At 29.4% G+C, this 22271-nt stretch carries 14 protein-coding genes and 1 pseudogene; 1 reads left to right on the top strand and 14 read right to left on the bottom strand.

What is annotated here, in order from left to right:
- The first annotated feature begins 220 nt into the window (after positions 1-220).
- Complete coding sequence (locus L1S46_RS16660; RefSeq protein ID WP_236896181.1) at positions 221-1438, top strand: DUF5105 domain-containing protein; 1218 nt, start codon at positions 221-223, stop codon at positions 1436-1438.
- A gap of 318 nt (positions 1439-1756) precedes the next feature.
- On the opposite strand, the gene L1S46_RS16655 is transcribed toward L1S46_RS16660, so the two are convergent.
- The 14 genes and pseudogenes from L1S46_RS16655 to L1S46_RS26555 form a co-directional block, all read right to left on the bottom strand.
- Complete coding sequence (locus L1S46_RS16655) at positions 1757-2893, bottom strand: AAA family ATPase (protein WP_238900460.1); 1137 nt, start codon at positions 2891-2893, stop codon at positions 1757-1759.
- A 3-nt stretch (positions 2894-2896) separates the two neighbouring features.
- Entirely contained in the window at positions 2897-3700 is an 804-nt protein-coding gene (locus tag L1S46_RS16650) for an RNA ligase family protein (RefSeq protein ID WP_238900459.1), read from the bottom strand.
- Positions 3701-4575: 875 nt separating this feature from the next.
- Positions 4576-4929 carry an SHOCT domain-containing protein gene (locus L1S46_RS16645; RefSeq protein ID WP_238900458.1) on the bottom strand — a complete coding sequence of 118 codons (354 nt, stop codon included), beginning with the start codon at positions 4927-4929 and terminating at the stop codon, positions 4576-4578.
- A gap of 470 nt (positions 4930-5399) precedes the next feature.
- A complete protein-coding gene (locus tag L1S46_RS16640; protein WP_012060526.1) occupies positions 5400-6236 on the bottom strand; it encodes an Rpn family recombination-promoting nuclease/putative transposase in 837 nt (278 codons plus the stop codon).
- 246 nt (positions 6237-6482) lie between these two features.
- Positions 6483-7193: an endonuclease V gene (locus L1S46_RS16635; RefSeq protein ID WP_238900457.1), complete on the bottom strand. Its 711-nt coding sequence runs from the start codon at positions 7191-7193 to the stop codon at positions 6483-6485.
- Positions 7194-7826: 633 nt separating this feature from the next.
- Complete coding sequence (locus tag L1S46_RS16630; protein ID WP_171787530.1) at positions 7827-8273, bottom strand: hypothetical protein; 447 nt, start codon at positions 8271-8273, stop codon at positions 7827-7829.
- 14 nt (positions 8274-8287) lie between these two features.
- Positions 8288-8974 (bottom strand): YwqJ-related putative deaminase, encoded by a 687-nt coding sequence (locus L1S46_RS16625; protein WP_171787529.1) that lies wholly within the window; start codon positions 8972-8974, stop codon positions 8288-8290.
- Positions 8975-8989: 15 nt separating this feature from the next.
- Positions 8990-9220 (bottom strand): annotated as a pseudogene (locus tag L1S46_RS26375) (RHS repeat-associated core domain-containing protein); the annotation flags it as partial.
- Positions 9221-9745: 525 nt separating this feature from the next.
- Complete coding sequence (locus L1S46_RS16615) at positions 9746-10330, bottom strand: hypothetical protein (protein WP_238900456.1); 585 nt, start codon at positions 10328-10330, stop codon at positions 9746-9748.
- A 15-nt stretch (positions 10331-10345) separates the two neighbouring features.
- Positions 10346-18139: an RHS repeat-associated core domain-containing protein gene (locus L1S46_RS16610; protein WP_238900455.1), complete on the bottom strand. Its 7794-nt coding sequence runs from the start codon at positions 18137-18139 to the stop codon at positions 10346-10348.
- A 189-nt stretch (positions 18140-18328) separates the two neighbouring features.
- Positions 18329-19102 (bottom strand): DUF4280 domain-containing protein, encoded by a 774-nt coding sequence (locus L1S46_RS16605; RefSeq protein ID WP_012060533.1) that lies wholly within the window; start codon positions 19100-19102, stop codon positions 18329-18331.
- Between the two features lie 2 nt (positions 19103-19104).
- A complete protein-coding gene (locus L1S46_RS16600) occupies positions 19105-19626 on the bottom strand; it encodes a hypothetical protein (RefSeq protein ID WP_012060534.1) in 522 nt (173 codons plus the stop codon).
- Positions 19623-20717, bottom strand: a complete 1095-nt coding sequence (locus tag L1S46_RS16595) for a pentapeptide repeat-containing protein (protein ID WP_238900454.1) — start codon at positions 20715-20717, stop codon at positions 19623-19625. The genes L1S46_RS16600 and L1S46_RS16595 overlap by 4 nt, the downstream gene beginning before the upstream one ends.
- Positions 20718-20782: 65 nt before the next feature.
- Entirely contained in the window at positions 20783-22225 is a 1443-nt protein-coding gene (locus L1S46_RS26555) for a phage baseplate assembly protein V (protein WP_238900453.1), read from the bottom strand.
- Between the last annotated feature and the right edge of the window lie 46 nt (positions 22226-22271).

Genomic DNA, 22271 nt, shown 5'->3' with positions numbered 1-22271 from the left:
TTCGCGAAATTATTATATCACAAAGGGATGACTTATTTATTTTTTACAAATTCTGTTTATTCAACAACCTATTTATATTTAAAGATAGATATGAAATTTTACCCCAATTCCATTTTATAATAGCATCCATATTAGTAAAAAACAACTTTAAATCACTTTAATTGGATGATATAATGTACTTTGTTAACTACTAAACTTAAAATGATAGGGGTAAAAAATAATGAAGAAAAAAAGAATAATTAGTTTTTTAGTATTGGTGGCGTTACTATTTAGTTTTTTATTTAGTGGATGCTTTGATAGTAATGCAGCAAAAAATTCAGCTGACATTTACTGTTCACTAATATTTAAATCTGATGCTAAAGATCTTCAAAAGATAGGGGTATCTGACTCCGAGAAAGACAATATAGTAAAAGAATACGAAGATAAAATTAAGGATCAATTAAGAAAAAATGTTCTTTTGATGCAATATTCAGCTTCAGATGAACAGTTAAATTCTATATGCGAAGCATATAAAGAAGCACTTTCAAAGATTACCTATGAAACAAAGCAAATTTCTAAATCTGGTGACGAAGCCGAAGTAGAAATTTCAACTACTAATTTTGATATAAAAAAAATCGATGAACAAGCAGCAATGGATGCTTTAGACGAAACGGATAAGATGGAATTTACAAGTAATGAAGAGGAAAATAAAAAATTTGGTGAAATATATTTAAACAAGCTTACAGAAGGATTAAAAAATGCAGAAGTGAGCTCTGATAAATCTTCAAATACATTTAAATTTAAAAAAGTTAATAGATATTGGATTGCAGATGATCAAACTAATTTCGGGTACAAGTTAGTTGAATTAGCGGTAAATAAAGATAATCCTAATCTTAATATTGATGAAGAAAGTATCTCACCAAAAGAAAGTGCTGAAGTTCTTTGGAACTTAGTAATTAAGGAAGATAGTAGCGGCATGGAGAAACTTGGTTACAGCAAAGCTTTTGGCGAAAGAATAATTAAGAATATAAATAAGAATGATTTTAAAACTTTTAAGAAAGAATCTGAACAATCTGGTATTTCATTATCAGATGATCAACTTCAAGGAATGATAACTGCTCTAAGAAGTGCTATAAGTAAAAACTCAGTTAATTTTGAAGAAGTGTCTAAAACAGATAATTCTGCACAAGTTAAAGTATCATCAACATTTATAGATAGAGATCAAATCTCTAAAGATGCTGTAAATATTACTACATCTCAGGCACTATCAAATGGTATTAGAGATAAACAAAAACTTACAGAAGCTTACGTTGCAAACCTAATAGATTCAATTAATAAGGGCCAAATAAGCTCAACAACAACTGAAAATACATTCAGCTTCACCAAAGTCGGAAATATATGGTTGCCATCAGATACAACTAATTATACTGAAAGCATTTCTAAAATGGTTATGAAATAATAAAATTTATTGAGTGATCTATCAAGATTTTTAAATATAAATAGTCCTATTCATTAGGGCTATTTATATTTTGTATATGCATTATTTTCATATAATAAAGGAACACATATTTTTTCAATTAAAAATATATATTCCTTTTATTTTTTAACTAATCAATACAGTGATATATTTTTACTCTTTATTCTTACTAAAATAATTATAAAATAAAGTTCTTTCTTCTATATATTCCTCATATAGAACTTAGATTTGTATATCTATTTGCTCACCATTTTTGATTTTAACTCTAACATCTAATATTCATTTTCAATGCCTACTTCTTTAAACTCCACCACTTACATGAAATTCCGTTTTATATCCTTCAAAGCTTTCTAGCATATCAAATTTATGAATCATATTATTTATTACTTTTATTGGTACGCTTCTAGCTCTAGTCCTATTCCTAGAAATAAGTTCGTTATATGGCACTTCAATATAAATAAATTTGACTCTAGCTCCATAGGATGAAAATAAATCACATAGCTTCTTTCTAGTATCACTTAAAATATTTGTTGCATCCCATACAAAGGGCTCCTTTAATCGCAGATAATCCTTTGCTCTATCTTTTGCAACCATGGCAATCTTACTTGAATTATCCCTTGGTGATACATTAAATTCTTCTCTTATATCGTCTAAGGAAATCACATGCATATGACTCAAATTTTCTTTTATATAAGTATCCTTACCTGCAAGTGGCAATCCAACCATTACTACAACTTCAAAGCTTGTGATATCAAACACTTCATCACCATACCAAATATTTTTACTATTAAAATATTTGAACCTCGTATATTCATTTCTAAATTCTTTTTTAGAATAAAAACACCCTATTTCAATAGAATATTCCCTAAAATACTCTATCTTATTTAAAAGCTCTTGTTTATCGCCACATTCTCTTCCTAACAGATCTGCCTTTGACAAAAGATATAATAAATTCATATCTAAGCATTCACTGGCTTTAATCAAATTATATTCTAAATCTTCTTTCTCCATAAAGAGTAGTGGCAAGCCATGATATTTTATTAAGGCTGCAATTTGTTCTCTAGTTTGAAAGTCAATTTCATATTTTTGTGCATATTCCTTATAAACTAGTTCTCTAAACCTCTTTGCCCCTTTTATGGCATGCTTTGGAGATACTATTTCTTCATCTTCAATTTTGGTACAGCTTATTTTCCCTATATCATGGAACAAGGCAGCTAAATATAAAATCACCCTTTGCTTATTAGAAAGCTCCTTCCACTCATTTAACTTCAAAAGCTCACCACACACATTTTTAGTGTGGATATAAACATTCCCTTCACCATGATATTTTGGATTTTGAGGTATTTCAGTAAGGTTATTTATAACTTGAAAGCTATCGGCTATACTCTGAAAATCAAATTGTTTATTAATTATATTTTCAAATAAATTAATCTTCATTTCTTACACCTCTTCTCCTAGAGAAAATAAATCTAACCCCTCTTTAAGCTTATTAGGAATAATAGGTCTATTAATCCAATGAGTTTCAGAATCTAATATAGTATTCAAAAAAGAGTTTCTTACATATTTAAATCTATCTGTAACCTCATTTTCACTTTCAACCTTAATATATAATCCTTCCATTAAGTCTGATGCATCTGTTTGCTTTTTTGCAATTTCATAAGACAAATTTAATTCTTCACATTGCTTTTTAAAAACTTCTTGGCAGTTTTCAGATTTAAAATTGGATCTGCCTAAAAACGAAGTTAACTCTTTTAATTTGCTCGATTTTCCTTCATAGAGTACTAAAACTGAAGTGATAAATTTATGTCCTTGAAGCATTTCCTTCCTTCTTTTAGTACTTAAAAATTTGTTTTCTAACTTATCATAAATATCAAATTCCATAAAATAATGAGTGAGTTCATCATAGAAAACAGTGTGTTTTGCATATAACCATTCCCCATACATTACATATCTATTTCCTAGTATGCTTTCAAGTTCATTTTTATTAGAATTAGCCCACATTTTAAATAGTGAAAACTGCTTTTCACCATATCCTCCATTTAAAAAATGACCTCTACTCTGCAAAAGTAGATTTCCACTTTTGTCAAAGCTGATTCCTGTGTTCGCTCCATCAACTTTTTCTTCTACAACTATATATTTATCTTTAGTAACTTCAAATTTAACACTTTTTAAATCCTCATCGCCAGATTGGAGCCTCGATCCCTCAATGTGGCGAGTTCTTGGATATTTAAACATTCCGTCCATATTATCTCTTCTTTCTTAGCTTATTTATTTGATGTTTAGCCACTGTGGCACTCCCATCTTCTTTTAAGTTGGAGATAACTGTGGCTTAGGCCCTAGACATTGTGCCCATGATGATATAAGTTCAACTTATTATTTTCAATGAGAAATTTATATTGAACACCTACAATCACAAACTCTCTCTACGCACCAATATTTTTACAAAATAAAAAGTGCTGCGAATTTAACTTTTCACAACACAAATAAACTAAAAAAGATATTGCTTTTTTAGAGAATTAAGCCTTTAAAAGAAAGTAATAATAAAACATCCCCTCTTATAATTGCCTTTGCTATGTTATTGAAAAGTATATTCTAATTAGGCACATCCAAAAAAATAGCAAGTCCATCTGCCATTTTATTTTCATGCGACTTAAATAAGAGCATCTCAAAAAAGAAGTTTTCTTTAATATAAAAACTTTTATTTATCATACTTTTAATAAATCTCTTAATTTTATATCAAATATTCTTGATATAATCGACTACCTAATAAAATTAGATATAATCTATTAGAATATACACATTACATAGTTCTCTTCCTCTCAAAATTACAATTTATATAAATATAACATTTTAATATTTATATGTCAAATTAATCCATATCGTAACTTGTTTTGGCTTCTTTTATAACTTTTAATATGATATACATTTCCATGCATTTTAACAATTTGACAAAAATGAGGTTCCATCTATATTGAAAATTTTCAGAATTTGATACACATTTTAAATCTCAAAAGGTTCCACTGATACAACGTTCCATGATTTAGACGCTAAATTGCTGTGATTAACATAAACGCTAAAAATACATCTCTTAATAATAATGTTATTAAAATAAAATTCTACTACCATTTTTCACTTAATATTTCCTTTCTTTTTGCTTCATATTCTTCTTCACTTATAATTCCATCTTCTTTAAGACCTTTAATCTTTCTCAACTTTTCATCAAAGTTCTTATATTTTCCTTCATCAGATTCATTATCTTCAAAATCAATCTGAAATGATGCAACTCCATTTTCACTAAAAACATTGATAGCATTAGCTACTCCTATTCCGATAGCTACTAGCGTCCAAACAACACCAAATGCACCTGTATCTGGTATAGCCTTAGTTATTCCAATATACACCATACCAGCTCCCGCAACCATCCCAATAATTGATATACTTTTATTTGGTTTTACTCTTCCCCTCTTTGACATATTACATCCTCCTTAAACAATTTTGTTTAGACTTTATACATTTTCACAACTATATTTTGACTTATCATTTCTAGCTTACGCAACACTTATTAATACTACATTATTAAAATCTAAATTATCTATATATCGTAAATATAGCCTTTTGTATAATTATAAATATTTTTACTAATTTTTTCCACTGATCCTATAAATATTTTACTAAAAAAAACTCAATATTAACTGAAATATTAGTACCTATATCTTGAAATATATCTATTACAGAGTTATTCTCATCTTTTAAAAGTAATGAAATGTTTGAATCTTCATCTGCTCCTTCAACATAATTATCAATTCCAAATTCATAAAGTATTTTTCCTCATATTCTACTTCTTTACATAATAAAAGAGCATATATTTCTCCAACTTGAAATATACACTCCTTCATTTATTACAACATTTAACCAATAACTTATCATACTATCCTTATTTTTATTAATTTAATTCTCCCTTAATTTTTAAAACCTCATCAACACTTAACCCTGTTCCCTTAGCAACCATCTCAACATCTAATCCCATAACCAAAAAATTCTTAGCATTTTTTATTGTAGCTTCTTTTATCCCTTCTTCTCTAGCACTTTTAAGTCTTGTCATTTGATCATGAAGTTCTGCTTCTCTTGCTTCATATGCTGCTCTTGCATTATCATCTTTACTTATAACTTCAAGAATATTATATGCTTTTTTTATTTTTTCGTTTTTTTCTGCTAACATTTCAAACGCCTCCTTATTTCTTGACTGTAAGAACATCATCCATTGAACCAGTGGTTCAGATTCATCTTTTGGAATATTGTTATCAAACAATTTGGGTAATTCTAAATAATGAATCTCTAATACATCTGTTAACTTTTTATTTGTTTCATCTTCTGTAATATGAAAACTTGTATGAAGTTTATTTATTTCTATACAATTAAAATCAACTATATTTATTGTTATACATTTCTTTAGTTTATCATATGTATATCCTGATTTTATCTGACCATTATACATTTTACTCCAATAAAATAATGTTCTTTCAGCCATGTAATAGGTATATAAAACTTGGATTTCTATATCTATATGCTCACCACTTTTAGTTTTTGCTCTAACATCTAGAATTCCTTTTCTATCTTCAGCAAACTCTCTTAATAGTTCTGTATTAATTAGCTCTATATCTTCTAATTCATCATGTGGCATTTTTAATATTGAATTTAATAATTCTATTATTAAATCTTTATTTTTCTCATCTCCAAATAATAATTTAAAGACAAAATCATTTTTAGGTGAAATTATCAAACCTTATTTCAGTTAATAGCTTAACAAAAATAAGGTTTGATTTATAGTTAAAATTCTCCGAATTTGATACACTTTTTAAATTGCTAAAAATACTACTGATTTCAATAGTTTTATGATTTAGAAGCTAAACTTCTGTTCCCATCTATTTTACTTAGAATTCTTCCATAAGAATCATATGTGAATCTTTGAGTCTTCCAATTTCCAACTGAAATCTTTGTTTTCTTTTCTAATAAATTACCTTGGCTGTCATATATTTTTCAATTTTTGTCTTACAATATGTGTTTCTAAATCAGCTAACCTTGTTGGTATTGGAATTCTACTATCCATGCTCAGCAAATTTAATATTATATCTGTACTTGTATCCAAATCGATATAATTTCCACATGAAATAAATATTGGTTTGGTATTTTTTCTGCTTCTTAATGCTCTTCCATAAACTTCATTATCTATTACTATATCACTATATGCACCTACTTCATCTTTAGGCATTTCAAAGTCACTTCCTTTAATTTTAAGATAACTTTTTGCTACACCTATTGTTGGGCTGTTCAAGAAAAATGATGCGTGTGTTGCAACTCCCATATGATTAAAGTGTAAATATCCGTTCCCATCAAACATAAAGATATTAGGCTCAGTTTCTAGTTTTTCAACAGCTTTTATAATTAAAGGTAATTCCCTAAAGGCTAGATATCCTGGTATATATGGCTCATTAATCTTTCCATAGCTGTACACTTTTTCAATTACTTCCTTGGAAATATAATTAATTACTACTATACAACATGCTGCATATTCTTTTTCTTCTTCCATCCAATATGCAAGATCTACTCCTGCACATGTTTCTATATGCTTAGAATTAAAACTATTTTTTAGTATAATATTTTTTGCTAGATCACTTTGAATCCTAGAAAATTCTTCTTCGGTATTTATATTAAAATCATGAACTAAATTAATATTCATTTTATTTATTCCTGCCTTATATATTTATTCTTTTGCAAAACTTTAATTCTATTTTTTAGTAATTTTAATTCCTTGTAATTTTATTTATTTAGTGTTAATCCCATCCTGTCTCTCCATATTATCTCTACTTGCAAGATTCTTATATACTTCTTTAACTACTTCATTTTCAAAGACTCTACTCAACTCTGCTTTATATAAAAATATGCCTCAAATTAGGCTATCTCTTTTTCATGATGATGCTAGTTTTCTTTAAATTTAAACCTGAAATCTTTTGAATTTCCTTATACTTCTTATACTTTTCTATTTCTTCTAGATTAAAAATATTTTTCAACATATTAACATTCACTATAATTAAACATAGTAATTTTCCTTTGTAATGCTTATTCTTAAAATTAAAATATTTAGAACTATTATCATATTATACATTTAAATTAACCACCTGATATAAAAATTGTGTCATCTTGCAAATGACACAACCTATTTATATCAGATTTTCTTCATTCCACAAAAAATCCAAAACCATTTACTATGGCAATGCTTATCTAAAAAATTTATATAATAAACTGATTTTCTACAACTATTTGAACTTTTAATCTATTCTGTATTACTATACATTAATTTTCATTTATCACGTCATATAACCAACCATTCACTTTTTCCAATCAGCTTATTCATTCGCCTTATATCATCTCCTGTAGGTTCTTTTTTCTCATCGATTAAATTTCCATTTTCATCCCATATTTTATATTCCAAACAAACATCCCCATCATATTTCCCCATACATTTTAATATTCCATTTTCATAAAATTCTCTAGCTTCACCCTTTCCCATATCTCTTCTAAAATTATTCCATGATCTTACTTTTCCATTTCCGTAAAATTCCACCTGATCCCCATCCTCGTATCCATCTTTATAAAAACAATACGATGCCATATCACCATCATCATATTTTGAATATACTATTCCAGTATATGGTATATCAGTATCCATTATTACGTGAGTTCCATATACTATATCATACCCTATTTCTTCACTATCTTTACCATATTCATAAACATATTCTTTTGATAATATTTTCATTCTTTTATTCCCCTTTATTTATCAAATACTAAATTCGGAAAGTTATTCTTATAATGTTCCGTTTCTTGCTCAATAATTTCTGGTAATACATCCGCCTCTAATGTAACATATTTGCAATGAGGACACCTTGGCATTGGACTTCCAGGTGTAGCAAGATTCCTATTATTTAGCTTCCATGAATTAACGACATTTATTATTGTATCATTAGGCTTTTGATTAAATATTCCTGGATTTTTTTCATATAAATCATCCACTAAACTCTGAGTAATCTCTTCTCGATTTATATGGTTTTTTATACAAAATTCATCAAGCATTGATTCATTTAATGAAAGACATTCTGCATGTGTACCTGCTCCATTAGTGAATTTCTCATATGATTTAAATATTTCATCCTCATCCATTTTAAGTTTATTAATTCTTTCCTTGGTATATGGATGGTATACTGTTTCCATTTTCTTTACTTGATCTTTCGTTAAATTTGTAAAGTGATAATATTTATCTGTATTTACATTATACGATGTGGATAATGCAGGTTTAATATCGTTCTTTACCAAACTGTCCTTTTTATCATTTACTCTATCAGTCAATTCATCAAGCTTTCTTTGAGTTTCTGATCTAACATTTTCATAAATTTTAGTTCTGTCACTTCCTAAGTTCAATCTTTCATTATTGAAAGCTTGAGCCTTATTTTTACAATCCATATACCCACTAGGGTCATAATAAGCTACAGGATTATTCCCACAATAAGCATAAAGATTTAACCCATCGCCTCTATAAATATCTTCCTGAGTAAACCTACCAATAACAGGATTATAGAATCTAGCTCTTAAATAATATTGCCCTGTTATTCCATCAAATTGTTGTCCTGCATAGGTTATTCTATTATGAACTTGTTCTTGTGATTCCAGAACATTACCAAATGCATCATAATGGTATTCATTTTTGATATTCTGATATTTATCAGCAATAAATGTTGTACTACCATGTTCATCTACAGTATAGTAATACCTATTTAATTTAGATTCTATTTCTGAATCTTCACCTAAATCTGCAATATCAGCAGCAACAATCTCATATCCTCTAGTAAATCTAGAAATAGCATTCCAATCTTTATCAGCCTCAACTAAAACATTCTCTTTATGGAAAATAAACTTAGTTAGCTTTTCATTTTCTTCAATTTCTACTCTTAAACCTTCTGTATCATATCTACTAACTAAAGTATTTCCATCTTTAGTTATAGCCTTAACTTGCTGATTTAAAGTGTTGTACTCAAAGATATTATTTACATTTTAAGTCTCTTCTTTTATTGTATTTCCTTGTTTATCATATGTTAGATGATTTTATTTCACTATTATAAGTACTACGCGTCATTTTTTACGCTTAAGTATATTTATAATCTTCATAGAATAAAAACCATACAAATACCAATAATTCATAAAATCATGGTATTTATATGGCTAAATTATTTTTCTCTAAATACTCATTGAATCAATATCAAACATCTCTACATTACCATCAGAGAAAATAACAAATCCCCCTCCTTCGAATTCAAACCAATCACATTTACATGTTATTTGAATTGTATCTACAAGCACTCTCAATCTTATTAATTCTAGTGAAGCTAACTTTTCTTCTCTTGTTCTAGCCGCAAACAATCTTTTGGCTTTTTCCTTACCTACCATTTTAGAAAAAGTTTCCTCAGTTTCAGCTTCCATCAATTCTTCTCTTTTTTGTAATGCTGCTTCCTCTATGTTATAGATAGTTTTATCAATATTCTCTATTAAATGTTTTCTATATAATTCTTTTTGTTCTTTTTTTGTCTTCTCTGCCTTATCAGCATTAAGAAGTTGTGGATTATCTCTATGGAATTGCATTAACTCTTCACTTAATAATCCCATATTAAATTCTTCATAAATCATTGAATACACGCTTATCTCTGTTGCAATCGTCATTTCATTATTATTTATCTTCAATTTTATTCCATCCTTTAATTGCCAATATCCTCCCTTATACGTAATTTTCCCATATAACTCATCATTAATTGTTTTTTTTGCCATTGTACATATCTCCTTTTACTTAGTTTTGCACTTACTTTTCTCTAATTCTTGTCTTTTTGCTTCTGATGTTCCACCCAAATGTTTAAATTGAAGATTTATATCAGTATCAACCCATTGTGTTTTGTTTTTCTGCATTCCTTCTATTAAATTCTCTTCATGAATAGTCTGCTTAAAATCCCCTTGTTTTTCAATTATCATTCTATTCACAGCTTCTATTCGTGCACTTTCAGATAAAGCATTACTTCCAGCATATGGCTTGACAGATTCAATAACATTTTTTGCAATATCCTGAGATCTTTGTGACCCGCTAGCAATTCCCATTACATTTTCACTATACATCTTATTATAATCTCCATTATGCGCCACAATCTGCCTAGCAATTTCCTCATTAGTTTTAGGATGAGTTATTTTTCTATCAGAAGAAACTTCTACATCTACTGTAAATACAGCAAAATGATCAAAATCTACTTGCCCATCTTTATATGGAACATAAGTTGCATTATGTGCGTTCATTAATTTTTCTACACTATTGTGAAAAGCTTTATTATCAGTATTCGTAAATATAAAATTAGAATTACCTCTTTCTCCTGTCCAATGACCATAAGTTGCTTCCTCACTTGGCACTTTCTTTATACGTATATCAATATCATCCTGCGTATTATACAATAAATTATCTAAAAATGCATATCCACTAGGATCCCAATACCTAACAGGGTTATTCCCACAATAAGCATAAAGATTTAATCCATCACCACGATAAATATCTTCTTGCGCAAATCTCCCAATTACAGGATTATAGAATCTAGCTCTTAAATAATACTGTCTAGTAACACTATCATACTGTTGCCCAGTATAAGTTACTCTATTATGAACCTGCTCTTCACTATTAAGAACATTTCCAAAGGCATCGTAATAATATTCATTTCTAATATTGCAATACCCATCTGTAATTAATATTGTACTGCCTTGTTCATCAGTAGTATAGTAATATCTTTTTAAGTTAGATTTTACCTCCGAATCTGAAATATCAGCTGCAACAACCTCATATCCTCTAACAAACCTAGAAACAACATTCCAATCTTTATCAGCCTCAACCAAAACATTTTCCTTATGGAAAATGAACTTAGTTAACTTTTCATTTTCTTCAATTTCTGCTCTTAAACCTTCTGTGTCATATCTACTTACTAAAGTGTTTCCATCCTTAGTTATAGCCTTAACTTGTTGATTAAGAGTATTATACTTAAAGATATTATTTCCATTTTGAGTTTCTTCTTTTATTGTATTTCCTTGTTTATCATAAGTAAAGTAGTTTATTCCATTTTTGTTATGAAGTTCTTTTAAATGATTCTTTACATTATAAACATATTTTTCTGTGATATCATTTGTTGTCTTCGTTAATCTGTTTCCTACTTTATCGTATGTGAAGCTTTCGCGTCTATCATCATAACTTGCTTCTTTAAGCCTGTTCATGGAATCATAAGTATAGAAATTGTTATGCTTTGAACTTACTTTTTGAAGTCTGTTTCCATTTAAATCGTACGCATAATTATAATCTACTAATACTTCACCATTTGATGATATTGTTACTAAACTTTGAACATTGCCATCACCGTCGTAAGTATAATCTGTCTTTAAGCCATTTCCAACAGTTACTGATTTTATATTATCATTTTTATAATAGTCATAAATAGCAAGATTATTTTGATTATCATCTTGAATTAATTTAACCCTGTCATTTTCATCATAGCTATAAATACTGCTCTTTCCTGTGATATCTTTAATAGTTTTTATATTGTTATTTTTATCATAAGTATATTTTAAAAGATTTCTTCCAGAGGCACTCTTAGATTCAAGCATGCCTTCAATGTTATAAGAATACTCGTACTGCATATTTCCTGTATATGCGCTCTTTAAGGTTCCATCTGAGTTGTATTTAAATCTTTGATCTATTACATTTAGCTTATTTTTATTTGAATCCTCAGCTTTTTCTGTTGTATTTGTTTTATTTAATTTTTCTTCTTGTTCTTTTCTTTCCTTTTTATCTTTTAGTCTTTCAGTAAAGCTTCTTCTTCTACTATGAGTTTGGCTTAGTGGACTGCTTACAAAACCTTCTTTTCCTGATTTATTTTCAGCTTCTTCTATGGCTTTAATCCTATCTGCCTCAGCTCTTCTTGATTCTAAATCTATTGCTTCTTTATCAACCTGATATGCTTTTACTGAGACTATATTTCTATCTAAGTTATAAGTTCTATCTACATGATTTTCGTTTCTATCCACATGTTTTGTTAAGTTGCCTTCGTTATCATAATAGAAATATTCACTATTACCTTCTTGATCTTTAATTTCACATACTTGACCTAAACTGTTGTAAATATATTCTATAGTTCCACCATTTGCATCTGTAGTACTTGTTATATTTCCTGCATAATCGTAGGTATATTTTTCAACTCCGCCTTCTGGTGTTGTTATTTGAGTTATTCTGCCCCAATCATCTAAAAGGTAACTTGTTTCGTTTCCATTACCATCTGTAATTCCTGTAATGTTCCCTCTTGCATCATATTTGTAGCTTTGAGCTGGCTTATTTTCTTTCCTTGAGTTTGGAGTAACAATATCTTTAATTTGTCCAAGTAATGTATAAGTATATTCTACTTTATTATTTTCTCCATCTACACTACTTTTAAGATTGCCTCTAGGGTCATAAGTATTTTTAGTTACTGTTTCTCCTAAAGCATTCTTTACTTCAATAACTTGTCCTTTTAAATTGTAAGAATAAGTTGTTCCAACTCCATCGTCTTTAGCTTCATCGTATTGTTCTGGTAATACTTGTTTTATTATTCTATCGTTTTTATCATAGAATAATCTTGTTACATTACCTGAGAAATTTATAAAATGAGTAAGCCTGTTTTGAGAATCGTAAGTATATGCCTTTTTCTTTTGTTCTTCCTTAAATCCAATCTTCTCAAATAATTTCTCATTTTCTTTTCTATTTTCATATCTCTCAGACCAATGAACCATGTAGTTATTTTCACTAGTATATTTATTACTTATAAGCTTTGCTTCTTCTCCAGAATATTCGCTTATGCTGATTATATTATCTGATTTATCATAATTATAAACATAACTTCTAAAGATTCCATTAGCTTCATCTTTTTCATGCTGCTCTATGACTCTATCAGCTTTATCATAAACTCTCCCTATTTCATAGCCTTTTGGAGTTGTTATTTTTGTTATATTTCCGTTTTTATCATATTCATAACTTGTTATTGCCCAGACATTTCTGCCCTTTGTTTCTGGTGATACAAAACCTCCATTTATTTCTTCTTTCTTTTGAGTTAGGTTTCCTACCTTATCATAAATATAATGAATTGCTTTAGTTGTTGTATCATTAATCTTAAAGCTCTCATAGTTCTTTTTATTTAAGCAGTCATATTTATATCTTGCTTTTGCTCCATATTTGTCTTTAACTTCAATGAGCCTGTTTTCTTCATCATATTCAAAGTAGATTTCATGATAATAATTACAGATTTCATTTTCTGAGACTAAGTTTATACCATGTCTCTCTAAGATTTTATTGCTATTTTTATCATAAGCGTAGCAAGTCAAATTATATTTAACATTACCAATGTTATCTTTTTCTGCTGGAACTCTCTTTTCAATTAGGTTTCTTGCTAAATCATACTTAAATAATGTAGAATTTCCTTCAACATCTACTTCCTTAATAATATTTCCATGTAAGTCATATTCAAATCTTTTTTCAACTACACCATCTTCATTTATTATAGAACTCAATCTATTCATGGAATCATAAGTATAGCTGTATCCAAGACCATCATCAGTTTCTTCATTGTAATATTCTGGGCTTATGTGCTTAATGACATTTCCATTACTATCATAGAAGAATCTTTCTATACCTCCATCTGGATATATGGTTTTTATTTTTCTATTATCCTTATCATAAGCATATTCTACTCCAATTCCATCATAGGTTTCAGGATTATAATAATTCGGATTTATTTCTTTTATTATGTTTCCTTCGCTGTCTCTTATATTTTTTTCTATAATTCCAAGTGGATTTTTTATGCTTATAAGTCTATCCATATGGTCATAGGTGTATTTATACCCTTCATCAGAAATACTTCCTTTTATACATGCATTTGGAATATAGAGGCTTGTAAGATTTCCCATGTTATCGTAATTCTTTATTGTTACATTTCCATTGGCATCTTTAATACTTGCAACAAAGTTTAAGTTATTATAACCAAATTCTATTGTTCCATAATCTGTAGTTATTTCAGTATTTCTGCCCACTTTATCGTAAGTGTATTCATACTCATATCCACTATTTGTAATTACTCTTACTGGATCTTTTCCTTGTTTTCCTTCTAAGACACTTGCATTTTCATATTCATATTTTGATGCATTTCCATTCCCATCAGTTTTACTTAGAATTCTTCCATAGGAATCATATGTGAATCTTTCAGTAATCCAATTGGCTGCTGAAAGCTTTGTTTTCTTTTCCAATAAATTACCTTGGCTGTCATAAGCATAGATAATTTCTTTATCTTCATTATCTGTTTCTTTTACTAAATTTCCATTTTCATCATAAGTGTATTCTGTTATTAATCCATTTGGTAAAGTTTCTTTTAATAAGTTACCGAACTCATCATAGACCTTATGAGTCTCAAATCCATTTCTATCTTTTATATAAATCTTGTTTTGATAATCATCATATTTGTATTCTTCTATAGTTCCATCTTCGTAAAATAAATGTGTAATTAAGCCATCTTTATTAAATCTTGTTTTTTCTGTCCTTCGACTTTTAGTGTAATAAAAAGTCACTTCTTTTTCTGAATCATTATAAGTTATTTTGCAGGTATCATCATTTGGGAAGTCTTGACGCATCACTCTTCCCTTTTTATCAAAGAAGTTCTTAGTGTAAGTATGTCCATTTTGGTCTGTTATACTGCTTATATATCCCTTATCATTATAAGTGTATCTTGTTATTCCTTGATCCACATGTATAACATCTGTTAAACAATTTCCTTCATATTTATATTGAACTGTTCTTCCAAGCTCATCTTTTATTTCAATTACTTTTCCATCTTTATAGGTAAAGAATAATTTATAATTTGAGAAAGTAGTTAAAGTCTCAATATTTTCGCCTACATAAGTTACCGAAAGCTTATTTCCATGTTTGTCAGTTATATTTATTAATTTCCCTGAACTATTGTATTTATAAGTTTTCTTATCAAGTGAAGTTTTAAATATCCAATAATCCTTGTCTTGTTTTAGAGAATAAATCTTAGCTCCGCCTTTATCATTTACCCACTCATCATCACTTGAATAAAAGCTTTCAATATGTCCATCTGGGCAAAGTACATTTATTTTTTCCCCTTCAACTCCAAGGCAAGTTTCAAAATTTGTAGTCCAGCCAAGTCCAAGAAGTCCTATTCTGTTATTTACAGACTCATACTTTCTTTCTATCTTAAATTCTTCATGAATATCTGGAAGAACTATATCTGTTGCTGGAATATACAAACTTCCTGTTGCTCCATCTACAGGGTCAGAGAAACATAATTTATTACTAACATATTTTCTTATTAAAGTAGATGTTAGATTTGCATCTCCAGTTGTAGCCAATTGGCCTCCCATATCTACTGCCACATCTGTTGCTATTCTCAGCTTACTCATGGTTGGACATCCTAGCTCCAAGCCTTTCCCAATTTTTTCTACTCCTTTAAATGCAGTTGTACCTCCACCGCTTAAGCCACAACTTAAAGCAAAGGACTCTGCATAGCTTTCCCATCCATTATCAATTTTTCCATCATCCGCATAATCTGCAATTAATTCAAATCCTGTATTCATAGCTGAATCAAGCCCTATTTTTCCTAAGGTTTTAGTCATAGCCTCTATAGTTGCTCCACCTGTCAAAATTGCAGTACTTATTCCTGCAATCATAACTGATCCATATTTTACAACATTATAAAGAGTTTCATTTCCTCCACAGACAGTGTCCCTCATAAAATTATATGATTTTGAATAATCTCCACTTTGAGCCTTGCTATAATCTGACAAACCTTCACTGGTTTCAGATGCACCTACTGCCATAGCTGTAACACCAGATGCCACCGCAGCTCCAGCAACAGCAAGAGCTAATCCTCCAGTTGCAACTGTAGCTGCTGCAAGTACAGCAATTCCAACTCCAACTGCCACTGCTCCAATAACTGAAGCAACTACTCCAAAACCAATTTTACTCTTAGCTTCATCAACCTTTGCTTCCATATTAGCTTTAGCCTGGTTATTAATTTGCTCTATCGCCTCTGCATCTCCGTCATTTCTATGAGCTATTTCATCTGGTAGCTCTACTGGATCTTTAGCACTTCCTTCATATTTTATGGTAGATCCCTTTAAAAATGTGGCATCTTCCATTTGAATTCCAATACCGCCTTTAGCTATTTCTATTTTGCTCTTAGCAGAAATATTTATATTTTGTGGCCTAAACGGAGGTGCATCTCCACTTCCATCTCTAATACCGAGTTCTAAATTTTCAGTTGCTGTAAGATTTATATTTTGCCCGTTAAGAGATACATCTCCCGATTGGGCTAAGTTTAAACTTACACCTCCGCCACCTGGTGAAAAATTCATATCACTTGGAGTCAGCTTCATTTCACTTCCTCCTGTATGAGAAAATGACTTAATATCTGGATTTTGTGTTCTTGCAGAGCCTTCTCCAATTCTTACTGCATGAACTGCAATAGCTTCTTTCTCATCATTGGTTGGAAAATAAATATGCACCTGGCTTTCTTTTTCTGGCATGCAGTACCAAGCACTGCTTTCTATTGCATAAGTAAAATATTTTTGATTTGCGCACTCTTCATATTCTTGATCTATTTCAAAGTGAACTTTCATAGTATTCCCCTGTACGTCTTTAACTGTTGCAGGAATACTCATTCCAAAAATCTTATGATTTACCATATAGCTAGTTCTAAGTCCTCTTTCAAGACCTAATGTGTATATTGTTCTGATTTCTTCTTTATAGACCTCAGTATGAATTTTCTCTACTACACATTCAATTTGATTGAATAAAACTTTCTCACCAAGTATTAATTTAATTGGGCTTACAATATCCCATGTTGTATATTCTTGAAGATAATTTTCTTCAAACCCAATAGCTTCACGCTTATTGAAATTATCAATATCTTTTACTACTTCATAATCATCTATATTAATTTTATTATTATTGTTTAAATCTGGTATTCCAAAGTGAAATCTTCCATACTCTTCTGTGGTTTCAGCAAGTAATACACCATTAAAATGACTTGCTAACCTCTTTAAAAATTCCCAATCAGTTTCCTCATACTGAAGAATAAATTCCCCAATAGTCTTTCCATTTGTTATATTGTCTGTAAAAGCCTTATCAGCATAAGCATCTAAAACCTTTGTTATAACTTCCTGATAAGTCATATCTAAATTACAGAAGGTTCTGCTATTTTTCTTAATATCAAAATCCTTTGTATAAGACACAGCCCCTAATTCCATAACATGAACACTGCCTTCATAAGACATAAAAACTTCATTTATCTTTCCTACAAATAACTTAATTTCTTCACCAGTATCTTCAATTCTCGATACAGTTATTTTCTCATCACTTACATTTTTATTTAAATATTCTATTATTTTTCCTTCTTCTATTAACAATTTAATCTTTAAATATGCATGGTCATTTATAGGCTGTAATATATCTATGTCTTCTATTTGAATTGCTTCATAAGGTATTTCTACTTTTAAACTCTTATATGTCAGTATCATTTAATTCCCTCCTTTTCATTTATAAAGTGAAACTTAGCTTCAGGAAGAGTTTAATCTTCCTCTGAAGATTAGCTGAACTTATACCCTCAGGGGGCACAATGTCTAGAGCCGTTTCACTGTTATCTCCCACTTTAATAAAAGATGGGAGTGTTACAGTAGCTAGACATCAGATTAAAATCCAATTTTCTCCTATTCTCTCTGTCCACTTGTATATAATTTGATTTCTCCACCATATGCACACTGAAGTGTACACTTCCCTAACAACGCTGGTTTTCCATCAACAAGAACATCTTCTTTCCCATCTATCCATTCAGTCGCTATCATTGGAGTACATACACCTACACATTGAGCTAGTAAATCTTTTCCTATATCTTCAGCTGGTGGTTTTGAAAAGAAGTCCATAACTTTTTCTGTGAAACTTTTAGGCCTATTTTTAATCTCATCTGCTATTTTTTTAGCATTTGCTTGTACACTTGGATTTTGTGGACTATTACATATTCCAAAACTTCTTATATTTATTTCCGGTTTGCTATCTCCTATATTTAATTGTGGAATTCCATGTATAAATTCTCCATGACCAGTTGGAACTACCACATAACTTTCATGAAGTGCACAGCTGCAGGTAATAGCTGCCGTATGCACTATATAGCTTTTTTGAAGATCTTTTATTCTCTGTGCTTCAGCTTCAGCAGCTTTTGCTTCATCTGCTTTCTTCTGTTCCTCAGCCGCTTTAGCTTCTTCTGCCGCTTGCTTCTCCTTTTCCTTCTCAGCCGCTTTTTCTTCTGGAGATAGATTAAGCCATTTCCATTCGTTTGTAGCATCTCTCTTTAAAAAACCTCCAACTCTCTCAGCCATAGTACCAATTTGCTTTACTGTATTTACTGTATCTTTGGCACCTTTTTCAGCTTCATTTATTGCTGTTCCAGCTATAACACCATATTTCTCTTCATTTTCGCTTGCCATTTTTATTTCACCTCAACTTCCTCAAATTTAATTCCTACAAATAGCCCTCTTTTTAGCATGCTTTCAACTACATCAAGAGAAACTATAAAGTAATAATCTACACCAGCTTTAATTTGAAATATATTGTAATCACCTATTTTATCAGCATCTAAAACTATCTTATCAATCCAACCATTTTTAAAGAAAATAGCTTTATCACTTAATGCATCTAGTAATTCTGGCAGCACTAATCTATATACTTTCTGTTTCTTCCTTTCTAAATCTGAAAATACTGCTATTTTATAAACTACAGTGTTTTCATATAATTTAAAAAGTTTATGAAGATCATCTGAAATTAGTAATACAGGTGCTTGTATTAAATCTGGATAAATGCTATTCTCGTTTCCGTGGACAGGTACATTGGTGGAATCCTTATATTTGCCCTCATCTGCCTTAAGCAATGTCATTTTTTGACTATTATTAAAACCTTCTATTTTAATTGCATTTTCTAAATTTCTATCCTGCTTTAAAATGAAATACTTCATATTTCTTCGCCTCCATCTATATATATAGTTTGGAGCTGCTCTGATGTTAAATTAATAAACGGTATATCCTTAGCACTAAATATTGCATCTTCTAAGTCTGCTCCTTCAAAAGACACATTTTTAAGCTTTGCATTTATGAAATTAGAGTTTTTGAGATTTGAATTTGAAAAATCTACATATCTAAGATCCGCTTTTCTAAAATCCACTCCTGTGCAATCCCCACTACTAAAATCAGAATCTTCAATTTTAGAATTTTCAAAAGAACTTCCTATTAATCGGCATTTTTTAAATATACATTTTCTTATTTCTGTATCTTTAAACTGACCTCTTATTATGTCACTTTCTGATAAATTGATATTTTTAAGCTTACTTCCCTTAAAACTAATAAATAACATATTTTGTTTTGTTAAATCACCATCTTCTAAGGTGCTATCTTTCCAGACAGTATATACAAAAGGTAACTTTTCTTTAGGCTGCTTTTTAAATTCTAAAAGTTCTTTTATATTCTTTTCTCTGTTATCCATGGCAAATAGAGTTTCACTTCTTCCTTGATATTCACTCCACTTTACTAAATAAAAGTCCTCTAATGAACTTTCCTTAATCCACTTTTCTTCATCTAATTTCCAAAACCAATTCCTTACTGTCTTTGACATATCCTTATAACATTTCACTACAGATTCAAACATTATTTTTTGAATGTCATAGTCATTAACTTTACCCATATAAATTCTTTTTTCTTTAATTAACTTTTCCTTAAAGGTGATAAATGTTTCAAATAAAAATCTTAAATCTATTTCTTCGTATATGGATTTAGTATCTAAATACCAAGATGAGTTGTATCCATGAATTAATATCTTATAGGATTCATTTAAAATATTAATTCTAAGAAGCTCAAATTGGAAAACTGCTATTTTCTTTTCTTCTTTAATCTCATTTGCCTTGCTAATTAAGCTTTTCATTCCGTTTATTATTATCTCTTTAACTTTTTCTTCATCATCCTTAAATTTTTTTTCAAAAACTGATATACTTTCTTCTTCTAAGGTTTTAACTACTTTTTCTTTAAATTCTTTTAATGACTCTTCCCTATTCATAAAATCCCTTCTTTCTTACTAGGACTTATACCTCTTAGCTTATATACCTAAAAGTAAATAAAAACTTAATTATTATTTACTTTAGTACCTTTTTCTTTTATGTTTCCTGAATCATCAAACTCTAGACCTCCACCTTTATCACAAGCAAAATTTATCCCTTGCTTTGCACTTACTAAAAAGCTTTTTTGAGCTTGAATTTTGATGTTTTGCTCGGCACTAATATTTATATTATTTTGACTTGTTATACTAAGGGTTCCATCACTAGTAAGACTCATATCTGCCTGTCCGCTGTCACAGGAAATAAAAATACCACTTGATGTAAGCTTTACCTGTTTATCATGAGCTGTTCTTAAGTATTTGTCATCAGGATTTCCCATTCTATCTTCTGCCTCACCTGCTCCTTGCTGATAGCTGCTTACCGCACTAACTGCAAAAGCCTCATCTTCATCTTTTGTTGGGAAATACACTCTTACACTATCTCCTATTTCAGGCATACAATACCATCCACTGCCGTCACTTGATGCTGACATAGTAGAAAATTTAAACCAATAAGCTGTTCCTTGATCTTGCATTTCGTCTATTTCTAAATGAACTTTTACTTTATCAGCTTGAACTCCTATGATTTTTCCTTCAATTGAACTTCCTATAATTTTTGTATTAAAAATTCTTTCCTGTCTTAAACCATTTTTTATTCTTAGCTTATAAGTATTTGTTAATATTCCATTTTTCATTTCATAGATTCCCTTAAAAATGTAAAAATTCTGTTCTTGAAACTCTATATTATCTCCAAGCTTTAATACTTCATAATTATTTATTTCATAAGTTAAATAATCTATCTCATTGGCATCTTGTAGATAATTTTTAAGCATATATTTATATTCATCTAAATCTTTGTGTATTTTATAATTTATATTTTCTGATTTTAATTCTTTATGCTGATCTGGTATAGACATCACAAATTGTATTTCCTTACTATCCATAACTGGAAATAATCCTTGATTATATTTAGATGCTATTCTTTTTAAAAACTCCCAGTCAGTTTCTTCATATTGTATAAGTAATTCTTTTATTTCCTCATCAGGTATGTTTAAAATATAATTAGATTCACTATAATTCTTCATTATAGAATCTATAAGACCATGAACGGTTATGGATGTGTTTTGAAAAGATTTGGATTTTAACTTTATGTCCATTAGATAAGACATGCTTTTTGCTTCAATACTTAAAGTGTATACATCAAGTTCTACATTTATTTTTATATTTGTAACAATTCCATAAAATAATGTTATATTTTCATTTTCCCCATAACAAACTTCTATGGTTTTATTATTAGTTGTTGAAGTAATATCACTATCCTTAATTTCATTTTTTAATATTCCTGTCAGTTTCAAAACAGCATGCTTATTTATATCAGTTTCTATTTTTAAGCTTTTTATTGTTTCTAAACTATAGCCATTAACTTTTATTTCCTCATAATCAATAGCTTTAATGATTTGACTTTCTCCCACTTTAATTCCCTCCTTTTGAGTTTTATTCCATGTTAATTTAACTTGG

The sequence above is a fragment of the Clostridium sp. YIM B02500 genome (genome assembly GCF_022324665.1).
GTDB lineage: Bacteria > Bacillota > Clostridia > Clostridiales > Clostridiaceae > Clostridium > Clostridium beijerinckii.
Note: the sequence above shows the minus strand (reverse complement) of the source record. Positions and strands in the feature narration are given on the sequence as shown.

What these genes read in the sequence shown, in the direction of transcription:
- L1S46_RS16660 (WP_236896181.1), top strand. Translation starts at nt 221, where the DNA reads ATGAAGAAAAAAAGAATAATTAGTTTTTTAGTATTGGTGGCGTTACTA.
- L1S46_RS16655 (WP_238900460.1), bottom strand. Translation starts at nt 2,893, where the DNA reads ATGAAGATTAATTTATTTGAAAATATAATTAATAAACAATTTGATTTT.
- L1S46_RS16650 (WP_238900459.1), bottom strand. Translation starts at nt 3,700, where the DNA reads ATGGACGGAATGTTTAAATATCCAAGAACTCGCCACATTGAGGGATCG.
- L1S46_RS16645 (WP_238900458.1), bottom strand. Translation starts at nt 4,929, where the DNA reads ATGTCAAAGAGGGGAAGAGTAAAACCAAATAAAAGTATATCAATTATT.
- L1S46_RS16635 (WP_238900457.1), bottom strand. Translation starts at nt 7,193, where the DNA reads ATGAATATTAATTTAGTTCATGATTTTAATATAAATACCGAAGAAGAA.
- L1S46_RS16630 (WP_171787530.1), bottom strand. Translation starts at nt 8,273, where the DNA reads ATGAAAATATTATCAAAAGAATATGTTTATGAATATGGTAAAGATAGT.
- L1S46_RS16625 (WP_171787529.1), bottom strand. Translation starts at nt 8,974, where the DNA reads ATGGATTGTAAAAATAAGGCTCAAGCTTTCAATAATGAAAGATTGAAC.
- L1S46_RS16615 (WP_238900456.1), bottom strand. Translation starts at nt 10,330, where the DNA reads ATGGCAAAAAAAACAATTAATGATGAGTTATATGGGAAAATTACGTAT.
- L1S46_RS16610 (WP_238900455.1), bottom strand. Translation starts at nt 18,139, where the DNA reads ATGATACTGACATATAAGAGTTTAAAAGTAGAAATACCTTATGAAGCA.
- L1S46_RS16605 (WP_012060533.1), bottom strand. Translation starts at nt 19,102, where the DNA reads ATGGCAAGCGAAAATGAAGAGAAATATGGTGTTATAGCTGGAACAGCA.
- L1S46_RS16600 (WP_012060534.1), bottom strand. Translation starts at nt 19,626, where the DNA reads ATGAAGTATTTCATTTTAAAGCAGGATAGAAATTTAGAAAATGCAATT.
- L1S46_RS16595 (WP_238900454.1), bottom strand. Translation starts at nt 20,717, where the DNA reads ATGAATAGGGAAGAGTCATTAAAAGAATTTAAAGAAAAAGTAGTTAAA.